The sequence below is a fragment of the Nonomuraea terrae genome, from assembly GCF_004348995.1.
GTDB lineage: Bacteria > Actinomycetota > Actinomycetes > Streptosporangiales > Streptosporangiaceae > Nonomuraea > Nonomuraea terrae.
This window is the reverse complement of the sequence record NZ_SMKQ01000023.1, coordinates 1-19,559: the sequence shown is the minus strand read 5'-3', so window position 1 is coordinate 19,559 and position 19,559 is coordinate 1. Positions and strand designations below refer to the sequence as shown.

Sequence of the window (19,559 nt, the reverse complement as noted above, 5' to 3'; positions counted from 1 at the left end):
GAGAGCGACTGGTTCGACGAGTACTACTCGCCCCTGGCCGAACGCGTCCAGACCGCCGACCTGACGGTGCCGGGCATGCGCGAGGCCGTCGCCGCCACCCGGGAGGAGATCGCCCTGCGCCGGGAGCACGGCGCCGAGTACCGCTACACCGGCTACGTCCTGCGACCGCACCCCGGCCACGACGCCTGGACCACCCGGCCCGAGAGCGCCGCCGACCGTCTCGGGATCCGTGCGGTCAACCTGGCCGCCTTCCCGGGCCCGCACGAGGCCGACCTGGTCGAGGCCCTGCGTGCGGACCCGGAGGCGTGGTCGCCCGGTCTGTCGTGGGTGGCGGAGGACTCCGAGGGAGACGTCGCGGCCTTCGCGCTGCTCACCCGCTGCCACGTCGACGGCGCTCCGGCCCTCACGCTGGGGCCGTGCGCCGTACGGCCGGAGCTGCAACGCCGGGGTGCGGGGTCGGCGGTCATCCGCGCGGCGCTGCGGGCCGCCCGTGAGCAGGGTGAGAACCTCGTGCTGGTCCTCGGCCACGCGGAGTACTACCCCCGCTTCGGGTTCGTCCCCGCCTCCCGTTACGGCATCCGCCCGTCGTTCGAGGTCGCGGACGAGTACATGATGGCGCTCGTCCTCGACCCCGGACGCCCGGTCCCCTCGGGCACCATCCGGTACCCGGCGGCCTTCGGCGTCTGAGCCGGCCTCTGGCAGCATGAGGGCTGTGCTCGTTGTCATCGGGGGGTTGCCGGCCGCGGGGAAGACGACGCTCTCGCGGCTGGCGGCCGCCCGGCTGAACGGCGTTCACGTACGCGTGGACACCATCGAACAGGCCATCGTGCGGTCAGGGCTGGCCCGGCAGCCGCTCGGGCCCGTCGGTTACGTGGTCGCGTACGCGCTCGCCGGCGACCATCTGCGCCAGGGGCTCACCGTCGTCGCCGAGTCGGTGAACCCGATCGCGGTCACCCGGGACGCCTGGCGGCAGGTCGGGGCCGAGGCGGGCGTCCCGGTGGCCGAGGTCGAGGTGGTCTGCTCCGACCCGGCCGAGCACCGGCGCCGGGTGACCTCGCGCTCGCCCGACATCCCCGGCCACCTGCTGCCCACCTGGCGGGAGGTCGTCGAACGCGACTACGAGCCGTGGACCCGCGACCACATCACCGTCGACACGGCCGGGCAGACCGCCGAGCAGTCCCTCGCCACCCTCCTGCGCGCGCTCGGTGCCAGGTGAACCGGGGGAGCCCCGGCTCCTCGGCTCTCCGCTCGGTGACCGGAGACGGCAGAAGCGCCCCTCCGGGACCCGTGGGTCCGGAGGGGCGCTTCTGGTGTGCTCGTGCGGTTTACCAGTCGCCGCCGCCGAAGTCGCCTCCGCCGAAGTCTCCGCCGCCGCCGAAGTCGCCCCAGCCGCCGCCGGCGTCACCGCCGAAGTCGCCGCCGGCACCGGCGTCGGAGGCACCCTCCGCGTAGCCGGCGCCGTAGCCGCCCATGCCGAAGCCGCCGGTGAGCATGCTGCCCATCATGGTGCCGATGAACATGCCGGTCATGATGTCGCCGAAGCCGCCGTAGTAGCCGTAGGCGTACGGCTGGTAGGCGGGGCCGGCGTCGTAGTAGGGCCTGCGCTGGCCGTCGACCATGACCTCGCGCATCTGCGGGTCGAAGCCGCGCTCCACGGCCTCGGCGTCCATCTTGCAGGCCGGCACGTCACGTGCGGCGCCGCCGGGCGGGGCCCAGCGCACGTCACGGAGGGACGGGCCGTGCTGCGGGTTGAAGAAGCAGGGCGCGCGCCGCTCGGGCACGGGCTCGTCGTTGACCTTGGCCTTCACCACGGCCAGCGCGTAACGGCCGTCCTCGAGGGTCTGCGTGACCTCGCGCACCTGGTCGGGCCGCTGGACGGCGGCCAGCTGCGTCTTGGCCTTCTCGTAGGAGTCGAGAGCGGTCTGCCACTCGTCGATGTGCTTGCCGCCGGCGCCGGACAGGGTGACGTCGGCGTCGACCGCGGTGATCTCCTCGCCCAGCTTGGTGACGTCCTCGTCGACGGTCTGCTTGACCGCGGCGAGGTCCTTCGCCTCCTGGATGGCCCGCTTCTTCTTCCTGTTGCTGGAGTAGAGGAAGTAGCCGCCGCCGCCGACCAGGACGAGCGCGCCCAGGGCGATCAGCGCCGCGGTGCCGCCGGCGCCGGGGTTGGCCTGGCTGTCGGGGTCGAGCGCGGAGTTGCGCCCGCGGACGGCGTCGTCGACGCGGTTGGTGAAGTCCTTCATCCCGGCGACGACGTCACCGGGGTTGGCGGTCACCGCGAGGTCGGACAGCCGGCCCGCGAGACCGTCCGCGCGCAGGGCGCTGGAGGCGGCGTACAGCTTCGTGCCGTCGAGCACCGCGTAGGTGGCCCGGGGCGCCCGCGCGGCCTCCATCGCGGAGTTGAGCTGGGTCATGTACGACGCGATGGTGGAGTCGGTCACCGTGTTGGGAGGAAGCGCGACAGCGTAGATCTTGCTGCTGGCTCCTTCGAGGGCGTCACGGATCTCACTCTGTTGGTCCGACGTCAGCGGCGAGCCGGACTGGACCAGAAGCGGATCTTTGTCCTTCCAGTGGGACACCACCGACTGTGCGTCGGGGGGAGCCGCCGCGTTGGCGGCAGGGGACAGCGCGAAAACGACGAGTAGACCGGCGATCAGAGCCGCGATCGCGGCCCCTGCGCGGCGCAGCGAATGGATCATTGGCAGCAAGCCTCCTTCGCCCATGAGGACGAACGGGCGGTCGGCAAAGTTCCTCAATGCGCACGCTACCCGTCCGGACCCTCATAGGCGTACATCGCGGTGGAACAGACAGGCACCGGTCCGGTCGATCGCCGGTCAACGGGCGGTGTGGCGCCTTGTGCTCCGGTCAAACCGCCCACCGCCGGCGATCAGGTGTCCTTGATCTCACAGATCGCCGCGCCCGCGGTGACCGTCTGGCCGACGGCCGCGGTCAGGCCGGTGATCGTGCCGGCCTTGTGGGCGGTGAGCGGCTGCTCCATCTTCATGGCCTCCAGCACCACGACCGTGTCGCCCTCGTTCACCGTGTCGCCGTCGGCGGCGACGACCTTGACGATGGTGCCCTGCATCGGGCTGACCAGCGAGTCTCCGCCCGCGGCCGATGCCTTCTTCGCCCCGCCGCCCGCGCGCCGCGGCGCCCTGGCCGGGGCCGGCGCGGACGAGGACGAGGACGAGGACGTGCCCAGCCCCGCGGGCAGGACGACCTCGATGCGCTTGCCGCCCACCTCGACCGTCACCGTCTCCCGTGCGGGCGTCTCGGCCGTGGCCACGTCGCCCGCGTACGGCTCGACGGGGTTGTCCCACTCCGTCTCGATCCACCGCGTGTGGACGGAGAACGGCGAGGACGTGTACGCCGGGTCGGACACGATGGCCCGGTGGAACGGCAGCACGGTCGGCATGCCGGCGATGTCGAACTCGGCCAGCGCCCGCCGCGACCGCTCCAGCGCCTCCTGACGGGTGCGGCCGGTCACGATCAGCTTGGCGACCAGGGAGTCGAACGTGCCCGGCACGGTCATCCCGGCCTCGTACCCGGCGTCGAGCCGCACGCCCGGCCCGGACGGCGGGCGCATGACGGTCAGCGTGCCGGGCGCGGGCAGGAAGTTGCGCCCGGCGTCCTCGGCGTTGATCCGGAACTCGATCGAGTGGCCGCGCAGCACCGGGTCGTCGTAACCGAGCGGCTCGCCGTCGGCGACCCTGAACATCTCGCGCACCAGGTCGATGCCGGAGACCTCCTCGGTGACGGGATGCTCGACCTGCAGCCGGGTGTTGACCTCCAGGAACGAGATCGTGCCGTCCTGGCCGACGAGGAACTCGCAGGTGCCGGCACCGACGTAGCCGGCCTCCTTGAGGATGGCCTTGGAGCTCGTGTAGAGGATCTCGACCTGCTCGTCGGTCAGGAACGGCGCGGGCGCCTCCTCGACCAGCTTCTGGTGGCGGCGCTGGAGCGAGCAGTCGCGTGTGCTGACGACCACCACGTTGCCCTCGCGGTCGGCCAGGCACTGCGTCTCGACGTGGCGCGGCCGGTCGAGGTAGCGCTCGACGAAGCACTCGCCGCGCCCGAACGAGGCGACCGCCTCGCGCACCGCCGACTCGTACAGCTCGGCGACCTCCTCAAGGCGGCGGGCCACCTTGATGCCGCGCCCGCCGCCGCCGTACGCGGCCTTGATCGCGATGGGCAGGCCGTGCTCCTCGGCGAACGCCACCACCTCGTCCGCCCCGGAGACCGGGTCCTTCGTGCCGGCGACCAGCGGCGCGCCGACCTTCTGGGCGATGTGGCGGGCCTGCACCTTGTCGCCGAGGGCGGCGATGGCGGCGGGCGGCGGCCCGATCCAGATGAGACCCGCGTCGATGACGGCCTGGGCGAAGTCGGCGTTCTCGGCCAGGAACCCGTAGCCGGGGTGCACGGCGTCGGCCCCGGAGCGCCGGGCGACGTCGAGGAGCTTGGCGATGTCGAGGTAGGTCTCGGCCGGGCTCTGCCCGCCCAGCGCGTACGCCTCGTCGGCGACCTTGACGTGCAGGGCGTCGAGGTCCTGGTCGGCGTAGACCGCCACGCTGCCGATCCCGGCGTCCTTGCACGCCCGGGCCACACGTACGGCGATCTCGCCGCGATTGGCGATCAGAACCTTCCGCACCGGACCACGTCCTTCCTCGTGTCTCTCATCTCGATTCAGCGGCTGAGGTACGCGCCGCCGTTCACGTGGAGCACCTGCCCCGTGATGTGCCCGGCTCCCGCCGAGGCCAGGAACAGAACGGTATCGGCCACGTCGGAGGGGTGCCGGGCCGGCCGTTACGGGTGTCGGCCACGCGCCGCCGGACGCCCTCGCCGGTCATCCGGCCGCGGAAGAAGTCGGTGTCCAGCACGAGGCCGGGGGAGACGACGTTCGCGGTGACGCCCCGGGGGCCGAGAACGGCGGCCAGGTCGGCGGCCAGGTCGGCGGTCCATGACTCCAGGGCGGCCTTGACGGCGCCGTACGAGCCGGATCCGGTGCTCCTGGCCGCGATCGCGTAGCCGATGCCGCCGCCGGTCACCACGACTTCCCGCATGTGCGGACTGCTCCCTGAACGCATCCGAACGATCCTCTGGTAGACCATAGCCGCTTGGCATAACCCGGGCGACGGCCGGTGGGCCGCTCTTAGGGTGAGGGCGCTTTCACCCCTTCCAGGAGGTATGCATGAGCCAGAGCATGCTAGGCGGCGACCCGACCGAGATGGCGGCGATGGCCAGCCAGTTCGACCGGCAGGCGGAGGCGGTCCAGGCCGTCATCGGCGCCCTCAGCAAGGAGGCCGCCAAGGTCGGCACGGTGTGGACCGGTCAGGGCGCCGTGCGTTTCAAGCAGGCGTGGGACAACTACCAGGTCTCGTTCCAGCGCATGTCGGACGAGCTCAGGGAGGCGTCACGCGTCATCGGCACGTACCGCCAGAACATCGAGTCCGCGACGCAGTGACCGACGGTCTGAGGCCCTGGCGACGGCGCCGGGGCTTCTTCCGTTGATTACCGGATGAATCGGGCGGGCTACCCTCTTTCCTCATGATTGGTCGCGCCCTCATGGCGAGCGCGCTCGCCCTGCACGTCCCGCTGGCGCCCGCCGTCGCCCCCGACAACTGCCGGCCGCCCCGGGGCACGATGCAGGTCGGCGAGTCGTGGGCGCAGAAACGGCTCGACCCCAAGCGCGTCTGGCCGCTGTCCACCGGCGCGGGCGTCACCGTCGCGGTCATCGACAGCGGCGTCGACCTGGAGCATCCCCAGATCCGCCTGGCCGGCCGGGCCGATCTCACCGGCACGGGCTATGTCAGCGCATGACCGAAACTCCTGATGCTTATGTGACATATCTGGTTGAATGTGCCCGATCATGCTTTGCTGGTGGAAGGTTTGGGCATGCACCCGTTGCGACCTGAGGATCCAGAGCGGATCGGTGCTTTCGAGATTGTCGGGCTGCTGGGAGAGGGGCCGAGGGGCGAGGTCTTCCTCGGACGCGAGTCGGCCGAGGCGCCCACCGTCGCCGTCAAGGTGCTCCCCGCCGAACCGGATCCCGGCCCTGACGCGCCCGCCCGGCTCCTCGGCGCGAAGCGGGTCTCCAGCTCGTACGTCGCCAGGGTCCTGGACGCGGGACTCCTGGAGGGCCGGCCGTACGTCGTCCGCGAGCACGTCGAGGGCAAGAGCCTGGCGCAGACGGTCGCCGACGACGGGCCGCTGAGCGGGGACGCGCTGGAACGGGTCGCGGTCGGCGTGCTGACCGCTCTGTCGGCCGTCCACCTCGCGGGCCTCACGCACGGCTCGCTCACCCCGCACAACGTGATCCTCGGGCCCGACGGCCCCCGGGTGACCGACGCCGCCCTCGGCGAGCCCGCGGGAGAGGCCGCCTACCAGGCGCCCGAGCAGATGAAGGGCCTCCAGTACGGGCCGTACGCGGACGTGTTCGCCTGGGCGGCGACCGTCGTGTTCGCCGGGACGGGGAAGCCGCCGTTCGCCGGGCGGGACGGTGTGCTCGACGCCGAGCCCGAGGTCGGCATGGAGCCCGAGCCGATGCGCAAGGTGCTGCTCGCGGCCCTGGCAAAGGAGGCGAGGGCGCGGCCGACCGCTTACAACGCGCTCATGCGGATGCTCGGGGACCACCGCGGGGATACTCCTTCGCCCGCCGCCGCCCAGGAGCCCGTCGAGGGCGTCCCCCTCCCGAGATCATCCCCCGATGCCCCGGCGCCGGGGCCGCTCCAGGGCCCGGTTCCCGGCGGTCCGGTCCTGGGCGGTCCCGTTCCGGGGCCGGTGGCGGGGGATCCCGGTGCGCGTCCGGTGCCGGGGGGTCCGGTTTCCGGTGTGCCGGCCCAAGGGCCGATGTGGCGTCCGGCCCAGGGCCCGAACGGTGGCGTGCCGGGTCAGGGGCCGACGGCTCCTGCGCAGAGGCCGTTCACGCAGGGACCGCCGCCGCACGTGCCGCCCCACGGGGCGCCGCCGCAGGGGCCGGTGAACGACGTCCCCCTCGCAGGGCCGCCGCAGCGGCCAGAGAGGCCGATGTGGGGGCCGCCGGAGGGCGCTCCGCAGCCGCCGAACGCCGTCAGGGACGAGCGTAGGCCGCCCGGTCACCCTGCCCAGCCCCCGCGTCGGGGTTTCCCCGTGATGGTGGTCGCCGGAGTCGGCGTGGTCGCGCTCGTCTCGGCCGTCGGCCTGTGGGGCGCCACCAGATACGTCGAGCTCCAGCAGGTCGACTCCGCCGCGGCGCAGGCCGACCGGGGCGGGATCCCGGCGCCGGTGGGCACCGCGCCGGCCCAGGGACCGCAGGGCTCCGATCAGGCCGGCGACGCGCAGCCCGAGGCCGTCGTGCCCTGGGGCACCATCAGCCCTGACCAGGACGTCGGCCCGATGGAGCTGCCGTCGGAATGGACGCCGGCCTCTCCGGTGGTGCCCGAGCTGACCTCCGTGCCGAGCGTGCCCGCGACCCCGGCGCCGCTGCCGAAGCAGCCGGTCGCGGTGCCCACGCCGTCGGTGAGCACCGCGCGGCCGACCGCGAAGGCCAAGAAGCAGAGCTCGCCCCAGGCGACGGTGACCAAGACCGTGCCTGCGAGCCGGACGCCCACGCGGCGGACGACCCCGACGCGGGAGCCGCAGCCCACCAGGACCAGCGCACGCCCGACCCCGACGACCGCCAAACCCACGCCCACGAGGACGACCGCCAAGCCGGCCCCGACGCCGACGAAGACCACCGCCAAGCCGACGGCGGCCGCCGCGCCGGTCAAGAACCCGCACACGCCCACCCAGGTGTGTGGGTCGGGCTTCGTGGTCCAGCGTTCCAGCTCCTTCTCCGGCGGTGTGACGTACCAGCTGTGGAACAACGGCACCGGACAGAACTGCGCGGTCACCATGAAGACCGCGAACGTCGGCAAGAGCACCTCCGTCAGCGTCACGCTGGAGGTGCAGGGCGGCGGGAGCCAGTCGGACAGCGGCAGCTTCCAGTACTACGCCGGCCCGGTCAAGCTGCCCGCCAAGGGCCAGTGCGTGCGCGTGTCCGGCAGCGCCGGCTCGGGCAGCACGAGCACCGGCTGGGCCAACTGCGGCTGAACCCCGCCGGAGAAGGCCCCTCGGATCCGTGGCCGGCGTGGCCCAGGCTCTGCCTGGGCCACGCCGACCCCGCCAGAGGCCGTGACACGACGAGTCGGCGAAGGCGCCAGGGCTTCTTCCGCTGATCACCGGACTGCCCGTGCCGGTTCTTTCCGGCAAGCTACGCTTTTCGGCCATGATTGGTCGCGCCCTCGTGGCGAGCGCGCTCGCCCTGCAACTCGTCGCCGCACCCGCCATGGCCGCGGACGAGGACTGCAATCCGAAGAAGGGCCTGCTGAAGCTGCCCGCCAGTGAGCCGTGGGCGCAGAAACGGCTCGACATCAAGAACGCCTGGCGCCTCACCCAGGGTGCGGGGGTCACCGTCGCCATCGTGGACAGCGGTGTGGACTACCACCCACAGATGCAGATCTCCAAAATCATCGACGAGACGCACACCAACTACCGCGACTGCGTGGGTCACGGCACCGCCGTGGCGGGCATCGTCAGCGCCCGCTACTACGCCGGAGTCCCCTTCCACGGAGTCGCGCCGCAGGCCGAGATCGTGGTGATCAAGCAGAGCAACAAGACCGAGGGTGACGTCGCCAAACTGGTCAACGGGATCGACGACGCCGTCGCGGCGGGCGCCGAGGTGATCAACATCTCCGTACGCGCCTCCGACCAGCCGGCGCTGAGGGCGGCCGTTCAGCGCGCGCTCGACCGGGACGTCGTCGTGGTCGCCGCGGCGGGCAACGTCACGGGCCCCGACGACGAGGACGTGCCCGCCTATCCCGCCGCCTACGAGGGCGTGCTGGCCGTTGGCGCGGCCGGTCCGGACGGCCGCCGCGCCGACTCCTCCAACGCCGCCACCCCCGTGGGCGTGCTGGGGCCCGGCGTGGACATCACCGCGCCGTGGCCCGGCCGCGGGTACATGCGCGGGCTGGAGGGCACGAGCTTCGCCACGCCGTACGTGGCCGGCACGGCAGCGCTGGTACGGGCCCGCTTTCCCAAGCTCACGCAGGACCAGGTGCGCCGTCGCATCATCGCCACCGCGGACGGCGGCACCGGCGCGGGCGCCGGCGCCGGGATGGTGAACCCGTTGCTCGCGCTCACGGCGGTGCTGCCCTACGAGGAGGCCAGCGCGCCGGTCGTCGCCGAGCCGCCGCAACCCGCGCTCCCTCCGGGCGCGATCGCCAAGGCGCCGCCGCGCGACCAGCGTGCCGTCGACGTCTCCATGGCCGTGGGCGTCGGCGTGCTGATCACGGTCATGGTGGTCGGCGCGCTCGCGCTCCTCGTCCCCCTCGGGCGGCGGCGGGGATGGCGCGCCGGCCGCGTGTCCGGAACGTGACGTGGTAGTGAAATATCAACCCGTGTCCGAAACCACTGATGCAGATGTGACTGATTTGGTTGAATGTCCCTTCAAGATCGTGCAAAAGCGAAGGGAATGCAGATGCACCCCCAGCGGCCGGGTGATCCAGAAAACCTGGGCGCGTATGTCATCTGCGGGCGACTGGCCGAAGGTCCGCGTGGACCGGCCTTGCTCGGCAGGGAGTCCGACGACGCGCCGTTACGTGTGATCAAATTATTGCCCGCTCCGGAATCGGACGATGACGATGTCGCTCGTCTCGCCGGAGTGCAACGCGTGTCCAGCTCTTACGTCGCCAGGACGCTGGAGGCGGGCAAGCACGGCGACCAGTCGTACGTGGTGCGCGAGCACGTCGAGGGACGCACTCTCGCCGAGGTCGTGGCTCAGGACGGCCCGCTCCGGGGCGACGCGCTGGAGCGGATGGCCGCCGGCGTGCTCACCGCGCTGACCGCGGTTCATCTGGCGGGCATCACGCACCGGGGGCTCACCCCCCACAACATCATCATGGGCTCGGACGGCCCTCGCGTGACGGACGCCGATCTCGGCGAGCCCGTCGGCGAGATCGGCTACCGGGCGCCGGAGCAGATCAACGGGCTGGGCTACGGTCCGTCCGCCGACGTGTTCTCCTGGGCAGCGCTGGTCGTCTTCGCCGCGACCGGCAAGCCGCCGTTCGGCCACGAGGCCGGCGCGGTGCTGGAGCGGGAGCCCGAGGTCGGCGACCTGGCTGACCCGCTGCGGCGGGTGGTGCTGCTGGCTCTGGACAAGGACGTCAGGCGGCGTCCGACTACGTACATGGCTCTGCTGCAGCTCCTCGGCAACAAGCGCGGGGACGCCGCGGTCATGGCGCAAAAGCCGCCGGTCCCGCCGATCGAGGGCGTACCGGTCACCGGCGTGCCGCCGATGCCGCCGATGCCGCCGATAGTCCCGACCCAGCAGTGGGGGCCGCTGCCGCAGGAACCCGTTCCTGGCGGCCCTCCGCACAACGCTCCCATGCAGGCCGGCCCGGGGCCGGTGCAGGGCGTGGCGCCACCGCCTGTGGGACCCACATGGGGTCCGTCGCAGGACGCGCCGCAGCAGCCGCTCCAGGGGCAGACGGTGTCCTCACGTGGGCCGCGCAGGCCGTTCCCGATCGGACTGGCCGCCGCGGTCGGCGCGCTGGCGCTGCTGTCCGGCGTCGGCCTGTGGGGCGCCAACGAGTACGCCTCCACGCAGCGTTTCGAGCCCGTCGCCCTGCAGGTGGGGGCGAGCCCGTCCGATGGTGGCGCGGGCATGGCCGGGACGGGCAACGGCGTCGGCCAGCCCGATCGGCCGGGTCAGCCCGCGGAACCGGGGCGGCCCGATCAGCCCGGGCAGCCTGCCACGGGCCAGTCGCAGCAGACCCAGCCCGACGTCACCGTGCCGTGGGCCTCGACCGCGGACCCGGACGACGTGGGCCCGATGGTGCTGCCGTCGGACTGGACGACGCCGACTCCGCCCGAGCTCAGCACCGTGCCGAACCCGCCGCAGGTCACCCAGTACGTGCTGCCGAGCACGCAGCCCACGCTCGTGCAGACGGAGACGGGCAAGCCCACGGTGACGGTGACCGCCACAGGCTCGGCGACGCCTACGCCGTCGGCCAGTGAGGAACCCGTCGTCCATCCGTCGGGCACCTCCGAGCCGACCCCCACGCCTACGGCTACCCCCGCGCCCACGGTGACCGTGACGGTGACACCGACCCCGACGGTGACGGTGACACCGTCCCCGACGGCGACGGTGACGGCGATGCCGCCGCAGACGCAGACCCCGGCCAAGCCGGCGCCCACCGCTACCGCGAAGCCGACCGTGACCGCGAAGCCGACCGTGACCGCGAAGCCGACCGTGACCGCGAAGCCGACCGTGACCGCGAAGCCGACCGCGAGGCCCACCACGACCGTGGTGAAGCCCGCGCCCACGAAGCCGGCGCCCACGAAGCCGGCGCCCACGAAGCCGGCGCCCACGAAGCCGGCGACGACCGCGCCGATGCGCAACCCGCACTCGCCGGTCCAGGTCTGCGGCAACGGCTTCCAGGTCCAGCGGTCGATGCCGTTCGCCGGTGGCGAGACCGTCCAGCTCTACAACGCCTCCACAGGCGAGAACTGCGTGGTCACCATGAAGACGGCGGACGTGGGCAAGCCGACCAAGGTGACCGCCACGATCGAGGTGCAGGGCCTGCCCCGCAAGACCGACATCGGCATGTACGAGTTCTACGCGGGCCCCGTGAAGCTGCCCGGCAAGGGCAAGTGCGTCCGCTTCGAGGGCAGTACGAGCACCGGTGGTACCGGCATGGTGAGCTGGGCCAACTGCGGTTGAGCCGGCACTGCGAATGTCACAGGGCCCCCTTCGGAGCGTGCATCCGAAGGGGGCTCTTCGTTGCGTGGGTCAGGAGTGGAGGCCGCGCAGGAGCTCGTCCTGGGATGCCGCTGCGGCCTGCTCGGCCTTCGTGACGGCGGCCAGGATCTCGTCGGCCAACCGTCTGGCATCCAGTCGTTTCCTGCTCAGCGGGCTGATCTCCAGCGTGACCAGGGCGCCGACGGCATCGGTCGTGGCCACGATCCTGCCCTCGTCGGCGCGGCCGACGTGCCGGCGGGTGCTCCACTCGGCCGCCATCTCCTCGGCCCGCCTGGCTGTGGAGACGAGGTGTTCCAGGCGCGCCGTGGCCTCGTCCATCTCATGCAAGGTCAGCCCTCCCTCAGCAGGCGCTCGACGTGGGGGGCCAACGGGTCGCCATCGGGCAGGTCCGGTCCGGCCGGATCAGCGGTCAGCTCCGTCAGCCGGTCGCCCATGGCGGAGCGCGCGGCGGCGATCGCTTCCATGACGGCCTGCGCGAGCTGGACGTTGTCGAGGTCGCGCAGGCCGCGCGGGTCGATGGTCAGCCCGACCAGCCGGCCGGCGCCGGAGACCCGGGCACGTACGGCGCCTGTGCGGTCCGTCCCGTCCAGGTGCTCGCGGGCCAGCGTCGTCAGCCTCTCGTTCAGCACGCCCGCCCAGTCATTCACGTGGCGCAGCAGGCCGGCGACATCGCTCTCCCTGCCTTCGGCGAAGGCGCTGACCTCGCTCATTCCGCCGCCCCCGCGGGAATCCACATGTTCTTCACGCTCTTCGGGTCGGCGATGGTGGGAGAGAGGTTGAGCCGGCGTGCTCCTTGGGCGGGGTCGCCGGACTGGTAGAAGGCGCCCCTCAGGTCGTTCAGCTTCAGCTCCAGCTTGTTGAGGTCGCCCTCGTAGGAGTTGTAGATGTCGGTGAATTGCTTGACCAGGTTGCCGAGCGCGGTCGTGAAGACGCCGACCTGGGTCATCAGGGCGGCGCGCGCGACCGGATTCGCGCTCATGCTCGCCAGCGTGCGCAGGATCGGTGCCGAGCCGGCGTAGAGGCCGAACACCGACAAGTCGTACTCCAGCACCTCTTTGTACTGGTTGTGCATCGCGCCGCTCATCTCGTCGCTGACCTTACCGAGCTGGCTGAACAGGCCGTTGACGTTGAATCGCACGTACTGCTGGAGCATTTCGGCTGCGTGGCCCTTCCAGTTCGGTGCGATGTCGTCGAAGTAGCCACGCCACAGATTGGAGCGGTTGCCCTCCAGCGAGCCCGACATCTCCTTCCAGGTCTCGCGGCGGTCGTAGAACAGGAACGGATTGCCGAGGTTGACCGTGGCCGCCACGTCGAGGGCCAGCGCGGCCACACCGAGCCCGGACATCACGGTCGCCGTCCTGGTGGTCTGCCGCAGCGGGTTGAGCTGGCCGACGAGGCGCTTGAAGAAGCCGGGATCGGTACGGGTCGCGGCGGCCGGAGGCACGGGCACGGTCTTCGTCACCGTCCCGCTGGCGTTGGTGAGGTAGAACTGCTGGGTGCTCTGGGGAACGGTGGGCCGGCCGGGCACGAGCAGCTTCGGCGGCTGGTTCGGAGGGGTCGACATCCTCTAAGGCTTTCCGCTGTCCAAGTTGGCGGCCCGGTAGTTGGCCGCCGATTTGATGATCTTGTCGCTGTCGTCCCTGAGGACGTTGCCCAGGATGCCGGTGCTGTCGCGCCAGGTGTCGGCGATGGCGTTGAGGCGGCCGACGAACCTCAGGCCGATCTGCGGCATGCCGGCGAGCGGCGCCAGGTTCCAGCCCTCGAAGCGCGGGGTCCGGTTCCCGGCCAGGTTCACCCCCGTCGCCGTGCTCTGCATGGTCCCGGAGAACGTGGCGAGGTGACCCGCCTCGACCTCGTAACCGGGCAGCTGCGAGCGGTCGCCCGAACTGCTGCCCGCTCTGGACGGTTGGGCTGGCGAGTTCGAGGTGGTGGGCGCAGACGAGGGCCGCAGCGACGGCGGCAGGCACGTCGGCGGCGGGCACGGCGGGACGTGTGGGCACGGGCTCACCATGCTGGGCAGCGGCGTGGGAGTCGTCGACGGCTCCGGCGCGCCCGATGTGGGCGCGGGGTTAGGTGTCGGGGACGTGCTCGGCGCCGGGCTGGACGACGGCGTCGGAGCGGGTGACTGCGTCCCACCGGTGGGGGACGGGCTCGCGGTGGGCGTGTAGGCCGACGAGGGGCCGCCCGAGGGGGATGGCGTGGCGGATGGAGGATCAGTCGACACCCGATCTTTTTACCATCGCGATATGTAGCACAAATTGCTGTTTTCGGGGGTTAAGGGAATGGGAGTCCACATTTAATGTCGTCGTAACCTGGCGTTCCTTGCGCTTTTCTTGCGCTTTCGCGGTTAGTAGGGCCGGTAGGGGCCGCCTCTCTCCAGCGATTGGATGCCGGGGTGGTGCGCGAGATCGCCGTAGCGGCTGTAGGTGTACAGGACTCCGGCGATGATGTTGTCCACCGGCTCCCGGATCCCGCCGTAGCCGGGCAGGGCATGCGCGTTGAACGTCGGAGGGATGGTCTGCATGAGGCCCTGGGACGGCACACCGTTCCTGGCGTTGACGTCCCAGTTGTTGACGGCGTTGGGATTGCCGCCCGACTCGTGGTAGATGACCGTCCAGATGCGCTGGATGTCGACGGGATCGTTCGGGTCCAGATCGCTCACGTCCAGACCGCGCCGGCGCATGATCGCGGCCATCCCGGGCGACGTGATGACGGTGAGCGCCTGTTTGATCCACTCGACGACCTGCGCCTTGGGCGCCGGGGCGTTCCCGTACGACGAGGCCGGCCCGACACCGCCGCCACCGCCCGCGCCGCCACCGCCAGCGCCGCCGCCGGGCGCGCCCGTCGAGGCGAGCGTCGTGGTGGGCCGGTAACCGGCCGCCTTCTTCCAGTCGACCGCGTGCTCACCGGACTGGAAGTCGGCGCCGCCGGGCTGGCGGATGCCGTGGAAGAAGCGGAAGCCGTCCTCCCCGAGCTGGCGGTCGAGGGCTCGGACGGCCGTGCTCAGGGCGGTCTCCGCGTCGGTCACTGCCTGGCGGGCCTTGCCGGCGGCTCCGCTGAGCGACGCCACGCCGCCGAGGTGGCCGTCGATGTCGGCCTGCGAGGCGTCGGGATGGTTCCGCTTGTACGCGTTCTCCTCCGCCATCGCGTCCCGGTGGAGACCGTCGACCGTGTTGTAGGCGGTCTCCAGCGCCCCCGCCGCGGTGTCGAGAGCCGAGGCGCAGGCGGTGATCGCCCCCTTCAGGCTCTGCCCGGCGCGGGGGTAGGCGGTCATGTACGTGGCGAAGGCCTCCGACGAGCGGCCCTGCCAGGCGTTGTCCACCTCGTCGACATACGCGGTGAGCCTGCCGGCGGACGTGGCGACGTGCTCGGCGACCGTGCGCAGGGCGGCGGCGATGTTCCTGATCTCCTGTGGGTCGCCGTCGAGCTTCCGCTTCAGCGAGGCCAGCGTCGATACGAGGCTCATCCGCCGTTGGCTCCTTCCGCTGACCTGAAGTTGCCGGCGACCTCGCCGAGTGCGTCGTGGACGTTCTTCAGGCGGTTGCGTCCTGCGCCGAGATCCTCCTCGATCGACCTCCAGACGGCGTTCACCTTGGCGGCCAGGGAGCCGGCGCCCTCGATGTCGCCGAAGACGGCGGCTCTGGCCTCGCCCGGCCGAGGGCCGTCTCCGCCGACGAACGCGTCGTCGACGTCGAGCATGTTGCGCACCCTGAGACTCTGCCGTCCGCACTCCTCCAGCGCCTGGACGTGCACGTCCACGAAACTCACGAGACTCCCTGACTGTTGTGCGCCGCCCGTGGCGACGGGCGCCTCTGTGTCACGACGGCTCCAGGAACGCCGTCTGGACCAGACGCGAGCCGGATCTCCGGTCGACGTAGAAACCACGGCCCACCGGCAGTGCCTGCGGCCGGATGTTGCCGAAGAGCGGCCCCTCCTCGCGGTTGCCCGACATGATCAGGGCCGGGCTGGCCATCTCCTTCATGCGCTGGACGGCCTGATCGTACATGGCCCGGCTGGCGCCTCCGCTCTGTCGGGCCAGCACCAGGTGCAGGCCGATGTCGCGGGCTTGGGGCAGCAGGTCGGCCAGGGGCGCCAGCGGATTGCTGGAGGTCGCCACGAGGTCGTAATCGTCGACCACGATGTAGAGGTCGGAGCCCTGCCACCAGCTGCGCGCGCGCAGCTGCTCCGGCGTGAGGTCGGCCGGTGGCAGCCGCTTGAGCAGCGCGGAGCGGGCCTCCTGGATCAGCTCGACGGCGGCGGTGCTGGAGGCGGCGTAGCCGATGCGGTGGTCGGTCACGGCGGTGTCCAGCAGCGAGCGCCGGTAGTCGATCACGATCATCATGGCCTCGCGCGGCGTTCTCCTCGCCACCACGCCCTCCATGACGAGCCTGAGCACGTTGGACTTGCCGCACTCGTTGTCGCCGAACACGATGAAGTGCGGATCGTTGTCGAAGTCGACCATGACCGGGGAGAGGGAGTCCTCGTCGATGCCGATCGCGATCCGTCCAGGGCCCGTCTGCTCGGGCACCGGCAGGGAGGCGGCAGGCAGCAGCGACGGCAGCAGGCGCACGGGCCGTGCCGCGGGCCCCTGCCACGACTCGCGGACGAGCTCGACCAGCGACCGCACGCCCTCGGCCACGTCGTCGGCGGTGGTCCGCCCGTCGATCCTCGGCAGCGCGGCGAGGAAGTGCATGCCGTCCCTGGTCAGGCCCCGGCCCGGCACCCCCTCGGGCACGGCGACCGAGGCCTTTCTACTGATCTCCGACTCGTACGGGTCGCCCAGCTTGAACTCGATCCTGGTGCCGAACAGGTCCTTGATGCCCGCCCGGAACTCCGACCACTTGTTGGTCGCGGCCACCACGTGGATGCCGTAACCGAGCCCGCGCGCCGCCAGGTCGGTGATCACGGCCTCCAGTCCCTCGAACTCCTGCCTGATCGTCAGCCAGCCGTCGATGACCAGGAACACATCTCCCCAGCCGTCGCTCGGCAGGCTGCCGTCGGCGACCATGCGCCGGTACGTGGCGACGGACTCGATGCCGCGGTCGGCGAACTCGCGCTCGCGTTGCCGCAGCAGCCCCGAGACCTCGGCGACGGTCCTGCGTACCCGGTCGGCGTCCAGCCTGGTGGCCACGCCGCCGACGTGCGGCACCCCTTCCAGGGCCGCCAGGCCGCCGCCACCGAAGTCGAGGCAGTAGAACTGCGCCTCCCGCGGCGTGTGGGTGAGGGCCATGCTGGTGATCAGAGTGCGCAGCACGTTGGTCTTGCCGCTCTGGGTGCCGCCCGCCACGCCTACGTGCCCGGCCGCGCCGGACAGATCCACCCAGTACGGATCGCGGCGTTGTTCGAACGGCTTGTCGATGATGCCGATGACGGCGTGCAGCCTGCCCCGTCCGTCCCAGCCGGTCGTGGACAGGCCGTACTCCGGCGTGACGGAGAGCGCCGGCAGCAGGTGGGCGAGCGTGGGCGGCTCGCTGAGCGGCGGCAGCCAGATGCGGTGCGCGGCGGGGCCCTGCCCGGCCAGGCGGCGCACCACGATGTCGAGCAGGCTGTTCTTCTGCGCGGCCCGCTCGTCGACCTCTGCCTTCCGCTCCTCGCCGGCCGGTTCCTTGACGACCGGGAGCGGCACGTAGGTCGGGCCGTACTCCACGACCTGCCGCAGGACGGTGTGGCCGTCGTCGGAGCTGGAGTGGCGGGAGTCGGGCTGGTAGGGGCCCGACACGTACGCGGCCTTGAACCTGGTCATGCCGGTGGTGTCGAACTTGAGATATCCGTTGCCGGGTGCGGAGGGCAGCTCGTACGCGTCGGCCACACCCAGGACGACCCGGCTCTCCATGGCCGAGAAGGTGCGCAGACCGATCCGGTACGACAGGTGGGTGTCCAGGCCGCGCAGCCGTCCCTCCTCCAGGCGCTGCGAGGCCAGCAGCAGGTGCACGCCCAGCGACCGGCCCAGCCGACCGATCATCACGAACAGCTCGATGAACTCGGGCTTGGCGGACAACAGCTCGCTGAACTCGTCCAGCACCACGAAGAGCGTGGGCAACGGCGCCAGGTTGGCCCCCTGCTCCCTGGCCCGCTCGTAGTCGCGCAGGGACGCGTAGTTGCCCGCCGAGCGCAGCAGTTCCTGCCGGCGCACCATCTCGCCGTGCAGGGCGTCGTGCATGCGGTCGACCAGCGGCAGCTCGTCCTCCAGGTTGGTGATGACCGCCGAGACGTGGGAGAGCGACTCCAGCCCGAGGAACGTCGCGCCGCCCTTGAAGTCGACCAGGACGAAGTTGAGGGTCTCCGAGGAGTGCGTGATGGCGAGGCCCAGCACCAGCGTGCGCAGCAGCTCGCTCTTGCCGGAGCCCGTGGCGCCGATGACCAGGCCGTGTGGCCCCATGCCGCCCTGCGCGGACTCCTTGATGTCCAGCTCCACCACGCGTCCGTCGCCGCCCAGGCCGATGGGGACCCTCAGCCTGTTGCGGCCGGCCCGCGGCCGCCAGGTCACGGACGGGTCAAGCTGGGCCGGGTCGCCAACGCCGAGCAGCTCGGTCAGCGTGGTGTTGGCGGCGAGCACGTCCTCGCTCTCCCCGGCGACGGCGGCGGAGGCGCGCAGCGGCGCCAGCTGGCGGGCCAGGCCCTCCACCCGCATGTAGTCGAGCCGGTCGGGGTCTCCGAGCCGCGTGAGGTGCTCCTTGCCCGCGTGGTCGAGCTTCACCATGTGGAACCCGTCGGACCGCACGTCCAACCGCAGCGTGTTCTGCTCCTCGACGTCGGCGGTCGAGCCGGACAGGTCGATCACGGTCACGCCGTGGATGGCGTCGCTGCCGAGCTGGGAGTCGTGCGGCACGTGCCCGTTGTCCACGATGAGCACGTGGTACGGCAGTGCGTCGGCCGGCGCGCCGGGCCGGAAGCGGGCGCGCTCCTTGAGCTCGTCGCCGACCAGCCGGTCCAGTTCGCCCAGGTTCTCCGTCATGAGCCGTACGGCGCCCGCCGCGTCCACCTCCTCCGGATGCAGCGCGTGGGGCAGCCACTTCACCCACTCCCACTGGGGCATGGTCTCCACGTCGGCGCACACCATGATCCGCATGTCGTCGGGACAGTGGAACACGGTGAGCTGGGCGATCATGGCGCGGACGAGGTCACGCATGGCCCCGGGTTCGCCGGTCAGCCGGATCCTGGCGAACGAGCCGAGCGCGACGGCGACGGGCAGCTCGGCGACCGTCGAATGTGCCCTGACGAACCTGCGCAACGCGCCGGCCGACAGCGCGTCCAGGTCCTCCACCGGCTTGGAGTCCGGCGGGATGATCTGGATCGCGAGCTTCTGGACGCCGGTGCCGAGCCGTACGGTGGCGAAGTCCTCGTCGCGGGGACGGCGCTCCCACAGCCGCGGGCCCATGGCGATCCACCACAGGGCATCGGGCTCGGGCCCGCTCCACTCGAGGGCCTCACGCTGCTGCCGGGCCGCGCGCCTGGCCCGCTTGCGCACCTGGCTCAGGTAACGGAAGTAGTCGCGGCGGGCGCCGTTGAGCCGGTACTTGCGCTCGCCTGCCTGGCGCGCCAGCTGGCCGATCGTCATCCCCACCATGGACAGCGCGAACAGGCCGCTGGCCACGTACATGATCGGGTTGCTGTTGCCGCCCACGGTGAACATCAGGCCCATCGCCGCGGCCCCGGCGACCATGGGCAGGTAGGTGAGTACCGCGGTGAAGCCCTGGCTCTGGACCTCGGGAATCTCGGGGGGAGATTCGAGCAGGATCTCGCCGCGCGGGGGCTGTCTCTGATACACCTCTGACGCTGACGC

Annotated in this window: 18 protein-coding genes and 1 pseudogene; 8 read left to right on the top strand and 11 right to left on the bottom strand. The window is 71.5% G+C overall.

The genetic code is table 11. The features are described from left to right. Nucleotides 1-75: 75 nt before the first annotated feature. Together E1286_RS50110 and E1286_RS11200 are read left to right on the top strand one after the other, a co-directional pair. Nucleotides 76-687 carry a GNAT family N-acetyltransferase gene (locus tag E1286_RS50110; RefSeq protein WP_246074736.1) on the top strand — a complete coding sequence of 204 codons (612 nt, stop codon included), beginning with the start codon at nucleotides 76-78 and terminating at the stop codon, nucleotides 685-687. A gap of 25 nt (nucleotides 688-712) precedes the next feature. Continuing rightward, nucleotides 713-1,216 (top strand): P-loop nucleotide/nucleoside kinase family protein, encoded by a 504-nt coding sequence (locus tag E1286_RS11200; protein WP_132611428.1) that lies wholly within the window; start codon nucleotides 713-715, stop codon nucleotides 1,214-1,216. 109 nt (nucleotides 1,217-1,325) lie between these two features. Here E1286_RS11200 and E1286_RS11195 read toward each other — a convergent pair whose 3' ends face one another. From E1286_RS11195 to E1286_RS51995, 4 genes and pseudogenes are all read right to left on the bottom strand, one after another. Then, nucleotides 1,326-2,699, bottom strand: coding sequence for a hypothetical protein (locus tag E1286_RS11195; protein ID WP_246074725.1), 1,374 nt, complete (start codon nucleotides 2,697-2,699; stop codon nucleotides 1,326-1,328). Between the two features lie 188 nt (nucleotides 2,700-2,887). Next, the gene (locus E1286_RS11190; protein WP_132611426.1) at nucleotides 2,888-4,648 is read right to left on the bottom strand and encodes an acetyl/propionyl/methylcrotonyl-CoA carboxylase subunit alpha; all 1,761 of its coding nucleotides are present in this window, start codon (nucleotides 4,646-4,648) and stop codon (nucleotides 2,888-2,890) included. A 35-nt stretch (nucleotides 4,649-4,683) separates the two neighbouring features. Continuing rightward, a complete protein-coding gene (locus E1286_RS50105; RefSeq protein WP_246074723.1) occupies nucleotides 4,684-4,779 on the bottom strand; it encodes a hypothetical protein in 96 nt (31 codons plus the stop codon). Nucleotides 4,780-4,910: 131 nt separating this feature from the next. Next, nucleotides 4,911-5,060, bottom strand: a pseudogene (locus tag E1286_RS51995) (hypothetical protein); the annotation flags it as partial. Between the two features lie 128 nt (nucleotides 5,061-5,188). On the opposite strand from E1286_RS51995, the gene E1286_RS11180 reads away from it, so the two are divergent. From E1286_RS11180 to E1286_RS11160, 5 genes are all read left to right on the top strand, one after another. Beyond that, entirely contained in the window at nucleotides 5,189-5,461 is a 273-nt protein-coding gene (locus tag E1286_RS11180) for a WXG100 family type VII secretion target (RefSeq protein ID WP_165969688.1), read from the top strand. A gap of 83 nt (nucleotides 5,462-5,544) precedes the next feature. Continuing rightward, nucleotides 5,545-5,817 carry a hypothetical protein gene (locus tag E1286_RS11175; RefSeq protein WP_132611424.1) on the top strand — a complete coding sequence of 91 codons (273 nt, stop codon included), beginning with the start codon at nucleotides 5,545-5,547 and terminating at the stop codon, nucleotides 5,815-5,817. Nucleotides 5,818-5,892: 75 nt separating this feature from the next. Next, the gene (locus tag E1286_RS11170) at nucleotides 5,893-8,067 is read left to right on the top strand and encodes a serine/threonine-protein kinase (RefSeq protein WP_132611422.1); all 2,175 of its coding nucleotides are present in this window, start codon (nucleotides 5,893-5,895) and stop codon (nucleotides 8,065-8,067) included. 175 nt (nucleotides 8,068-8,242) lie between these two features. Next, nucleotides 8,243-9,391 carry a S8 family serine peptidase gene (locus E1286_RS11165; protein ID WP_132611420.1) on the top strand — a complete coding sequence of 383 codons (1,149 nt, stop codon included), beginning with the start codon at nucleotides 8,243-8,245 and terminating at the stop codon, nucleotides 9,389-9,391. Nucleotides 9,392-9,454: 63 nt separating this feature from the next. Then, nucleotides 9,455-11,737, top strand: coding sequence for a serine/threonine protein kinase (locus E1286_RS11160; RefSeq protein ID WP_132611418.1), 2,283 nt, complete (start codon nucleotides 9,455-9,457; stop codon nucleotides 11,735-11,737). A gap of 69 nt (nucleotides 11,738-11,806) precedes the next feature. On the opposite strand, the gene E1286_RS11155 is transcribed toward E1286_RS11160, so the two are convergent. Genes E1286_RS11155 through E1286_RS11140 form a run of 4 tightly spaced genes read right to left on the bottom strand, consistent with a single transcriptional unit; the run spans nucleotide 11,807 to nucleotide 13,592 of the window. Next, nucleotides 11,807-12,094 (bottom strand): YbaB/EbfC family nucleoid-associated protein, encoded by a 288-nt coding sequence (locus E1286_RS11155; RefSeq protein ID WP_246074735.1) that lies wholly within the window; start codon nucleotides 12,092-12,094, stop codon nucleotides 11,807-11,809. 11 nt (nucleotides 12,095-12,105) lie between these two features. Continuing rightward, on the bottom strand, nucleotides 12,106-12,486 hold the full coding sequence (locus tag E1286_RS11150; RefSeq protein ID WP_132611414.1) for a YbaB/EbfC family nucleoid-associated protein: 381 nt from the start codon (nucleotides 12,484-12,486) through the stop codon (nucleotides 12,106-12,108). Beyond that, nucleotides 12,483-13,340, bottom strand: coding sequence for a hypothetical protein (locus E1286_RS11145; protein WP_132611412.1), 858 nt, complete (start codon nucleotides 13,338-13,340; stop codon nucleotides 12,483-12,485). The genes E1286_RS11150 and E1286_RS11145 overlap by 4 nt, the downstream gene beginning before the upstream one ends. Nucleotides 13,341-13,343: 3 nt before the next feature. Then, nucleotides 13,344-13,592, bottom strand: a complete 249-nt coding sequence (locus tag E1286_RS11140) for a hypothetical protein (RefSeq protein ID WP_132611410.1) — start codon at nucleotides 13,590-13,592, stop codon at nucleotides 13,344-13,346. A gap of 109 nt (nucleotides 13,593-13,701) precedes the next feature. On the opposite strand from E1286_RS11140, the gene E1286_RS11135 reads away from it, so the two are divergent. Then, the gene (locus E1286_RS11135; RefSeq protein ID WP_132611408.1) at nucleotides 13,702-13,944 is read left to right on the top strand and encodes a hypothetical protein; all 243 of its coding nucleotides are present in this window, start codon (nucleotides 13,702-13,704) and stop codon (nucleotides 13,942-13,944) included. Between the two features lie 179 nt (nucleotides 13,945-14,123). Here E1286_RS11135 and E1286_RS11130 read toward each other — a convergent pair whose 3' ends face one another. The 3 genes from E1286_RS11130 to eccCa are packed head-to-tail and all read right to left on the bottom strand — an operon-like array spanning nucleotide 14,124 to nucleotide 19,544. Next, nucleotides 14,124-15,242 (bottom strand): WXG100 family type VII secretion target, encoded by a 1,119-nt coding sequence (locus E1286_RS11130; RefSeq protein WP_132611406.1) that lies wholly within the window; start codon nucleotides 15,240-15,242, stop codon nucleotides 14,124-14,126. Further along, a complete protein-coding gene (locus E1286_RS11125; RefSeq protein ID WP_132611404.1) occupies nucleotides 15,239-15,544 on the bottom strand; it encodes a hypothetical protein in 306 nt (101 codons plus the stop codon). Before E1286_RS11125 ends, E1286_RS11130 begins: the two co-directional genes overlap by 4 nt. A 49-nt stretch (nucleotides 15,545-15,593) precedes the next feature. After that, complete coding sequence (gene eccCa / locus E1286_RS11120) at nucleotides 15,594-19,544, bottom strand: type VII secretion protein EccCa (protein WP_132611402.1); 3,951 nt, start codon at nucleotides 19,542-19,544, stop codon at nucleotides 15,594-15,596. Nucleotides 19,545-19,559: the final 15 nt, after the last annotated feature.

Excerpts from the sequence above, each read along its gene's own strand:
- E1286_RS50110 (WP_246074736.1), top strand. The coding sequence starts at position 76 with ATGCGCGAGGCCGTCGCCGCCACCCGGGAGGAGATCGCCCTGCGCCGG.
- E1286_RS11195 (WP_246074725.1), bottom strand. The coding sequence starts at position 2,699 with ATGATCCATTCGCTGCGCCGCGCAGGGGCCGCGATCGCGGCTCTGATC.
- E1286_RS11180 (WP_165969688.1), top strand. The coding sequence starts at position 5,189 with ATGAGCCAGAGCATGCTAGGCGGCGACCCGACCGAGATGGCGGCGATG.
- E1286_RS11175 (WP_132611424.1), top strand. The coding sequence starts at position 5,545 with ATGATTGGTCGCGCCCTCATGGCGAGCGCGCTCGCCCTGCACGTCCCG.
- E1286_RS11170 (WP_132611422.1), top strand. The coding sequence starts at position 5,893 with ATGCACCCGTTGCGACCTGAGGATCCAGAGCGGATCGGTGCTTTCGAG.
- E1286_RS11165 (WP_132611420.1), top strand. The coding sequence starts at position 8,243 with ATGATTGGTCGCGCCCTCGTGGCGAGCGCGCTCGCCCTGCAACTCGTC.
- E1286_RS11160 (WP_132611418.1), top strand. The coding sequence starts at position 9,455 with ATGTCCCTTCAAGATCGTGCAAAAGCGAAGGGAATGCAGATGCACCCC.
- E1286_RS11155 (WP_246074735.1), bottom strand. The coding sequence starts at position 12,094 with ATGGACGAGGCCACGGCGCGCCTGGAACACCTCGTCTCCACAGCCAGG.
- E1286_RS11150 (WP_132611414.1), bottom strand. The coding sequence starts at position 12,486 with ATGAGCGAGGTCAGCGCCTTCGCCGAAGGCAGGGAGAGCGATGTCGCC.
- E1286_RS11145 (WP_132611412.1), bottom strand. The coding sequence starts at position 13,340 with ATGTCGACCCCTCCGAACCAGCCGCCGAAGCTGCTCGTGCCCGGCCGG.
- E1286_RS11140 (WP_132611410.1), bottom strand. The coding sequence starts at position 13,592 with ATGCAGAGCACGGCGACGGGGGTGAACCTGGCCGGGAACCGGACCCCG.
- E1286_RS11130 (WP_132611406.1), bottom strand. The coding sequence starts at position 15,242 with ATGAGCCTCGTATCGACGCTGGCCTCGCTGAAGCGGAAGCTCGACGGC.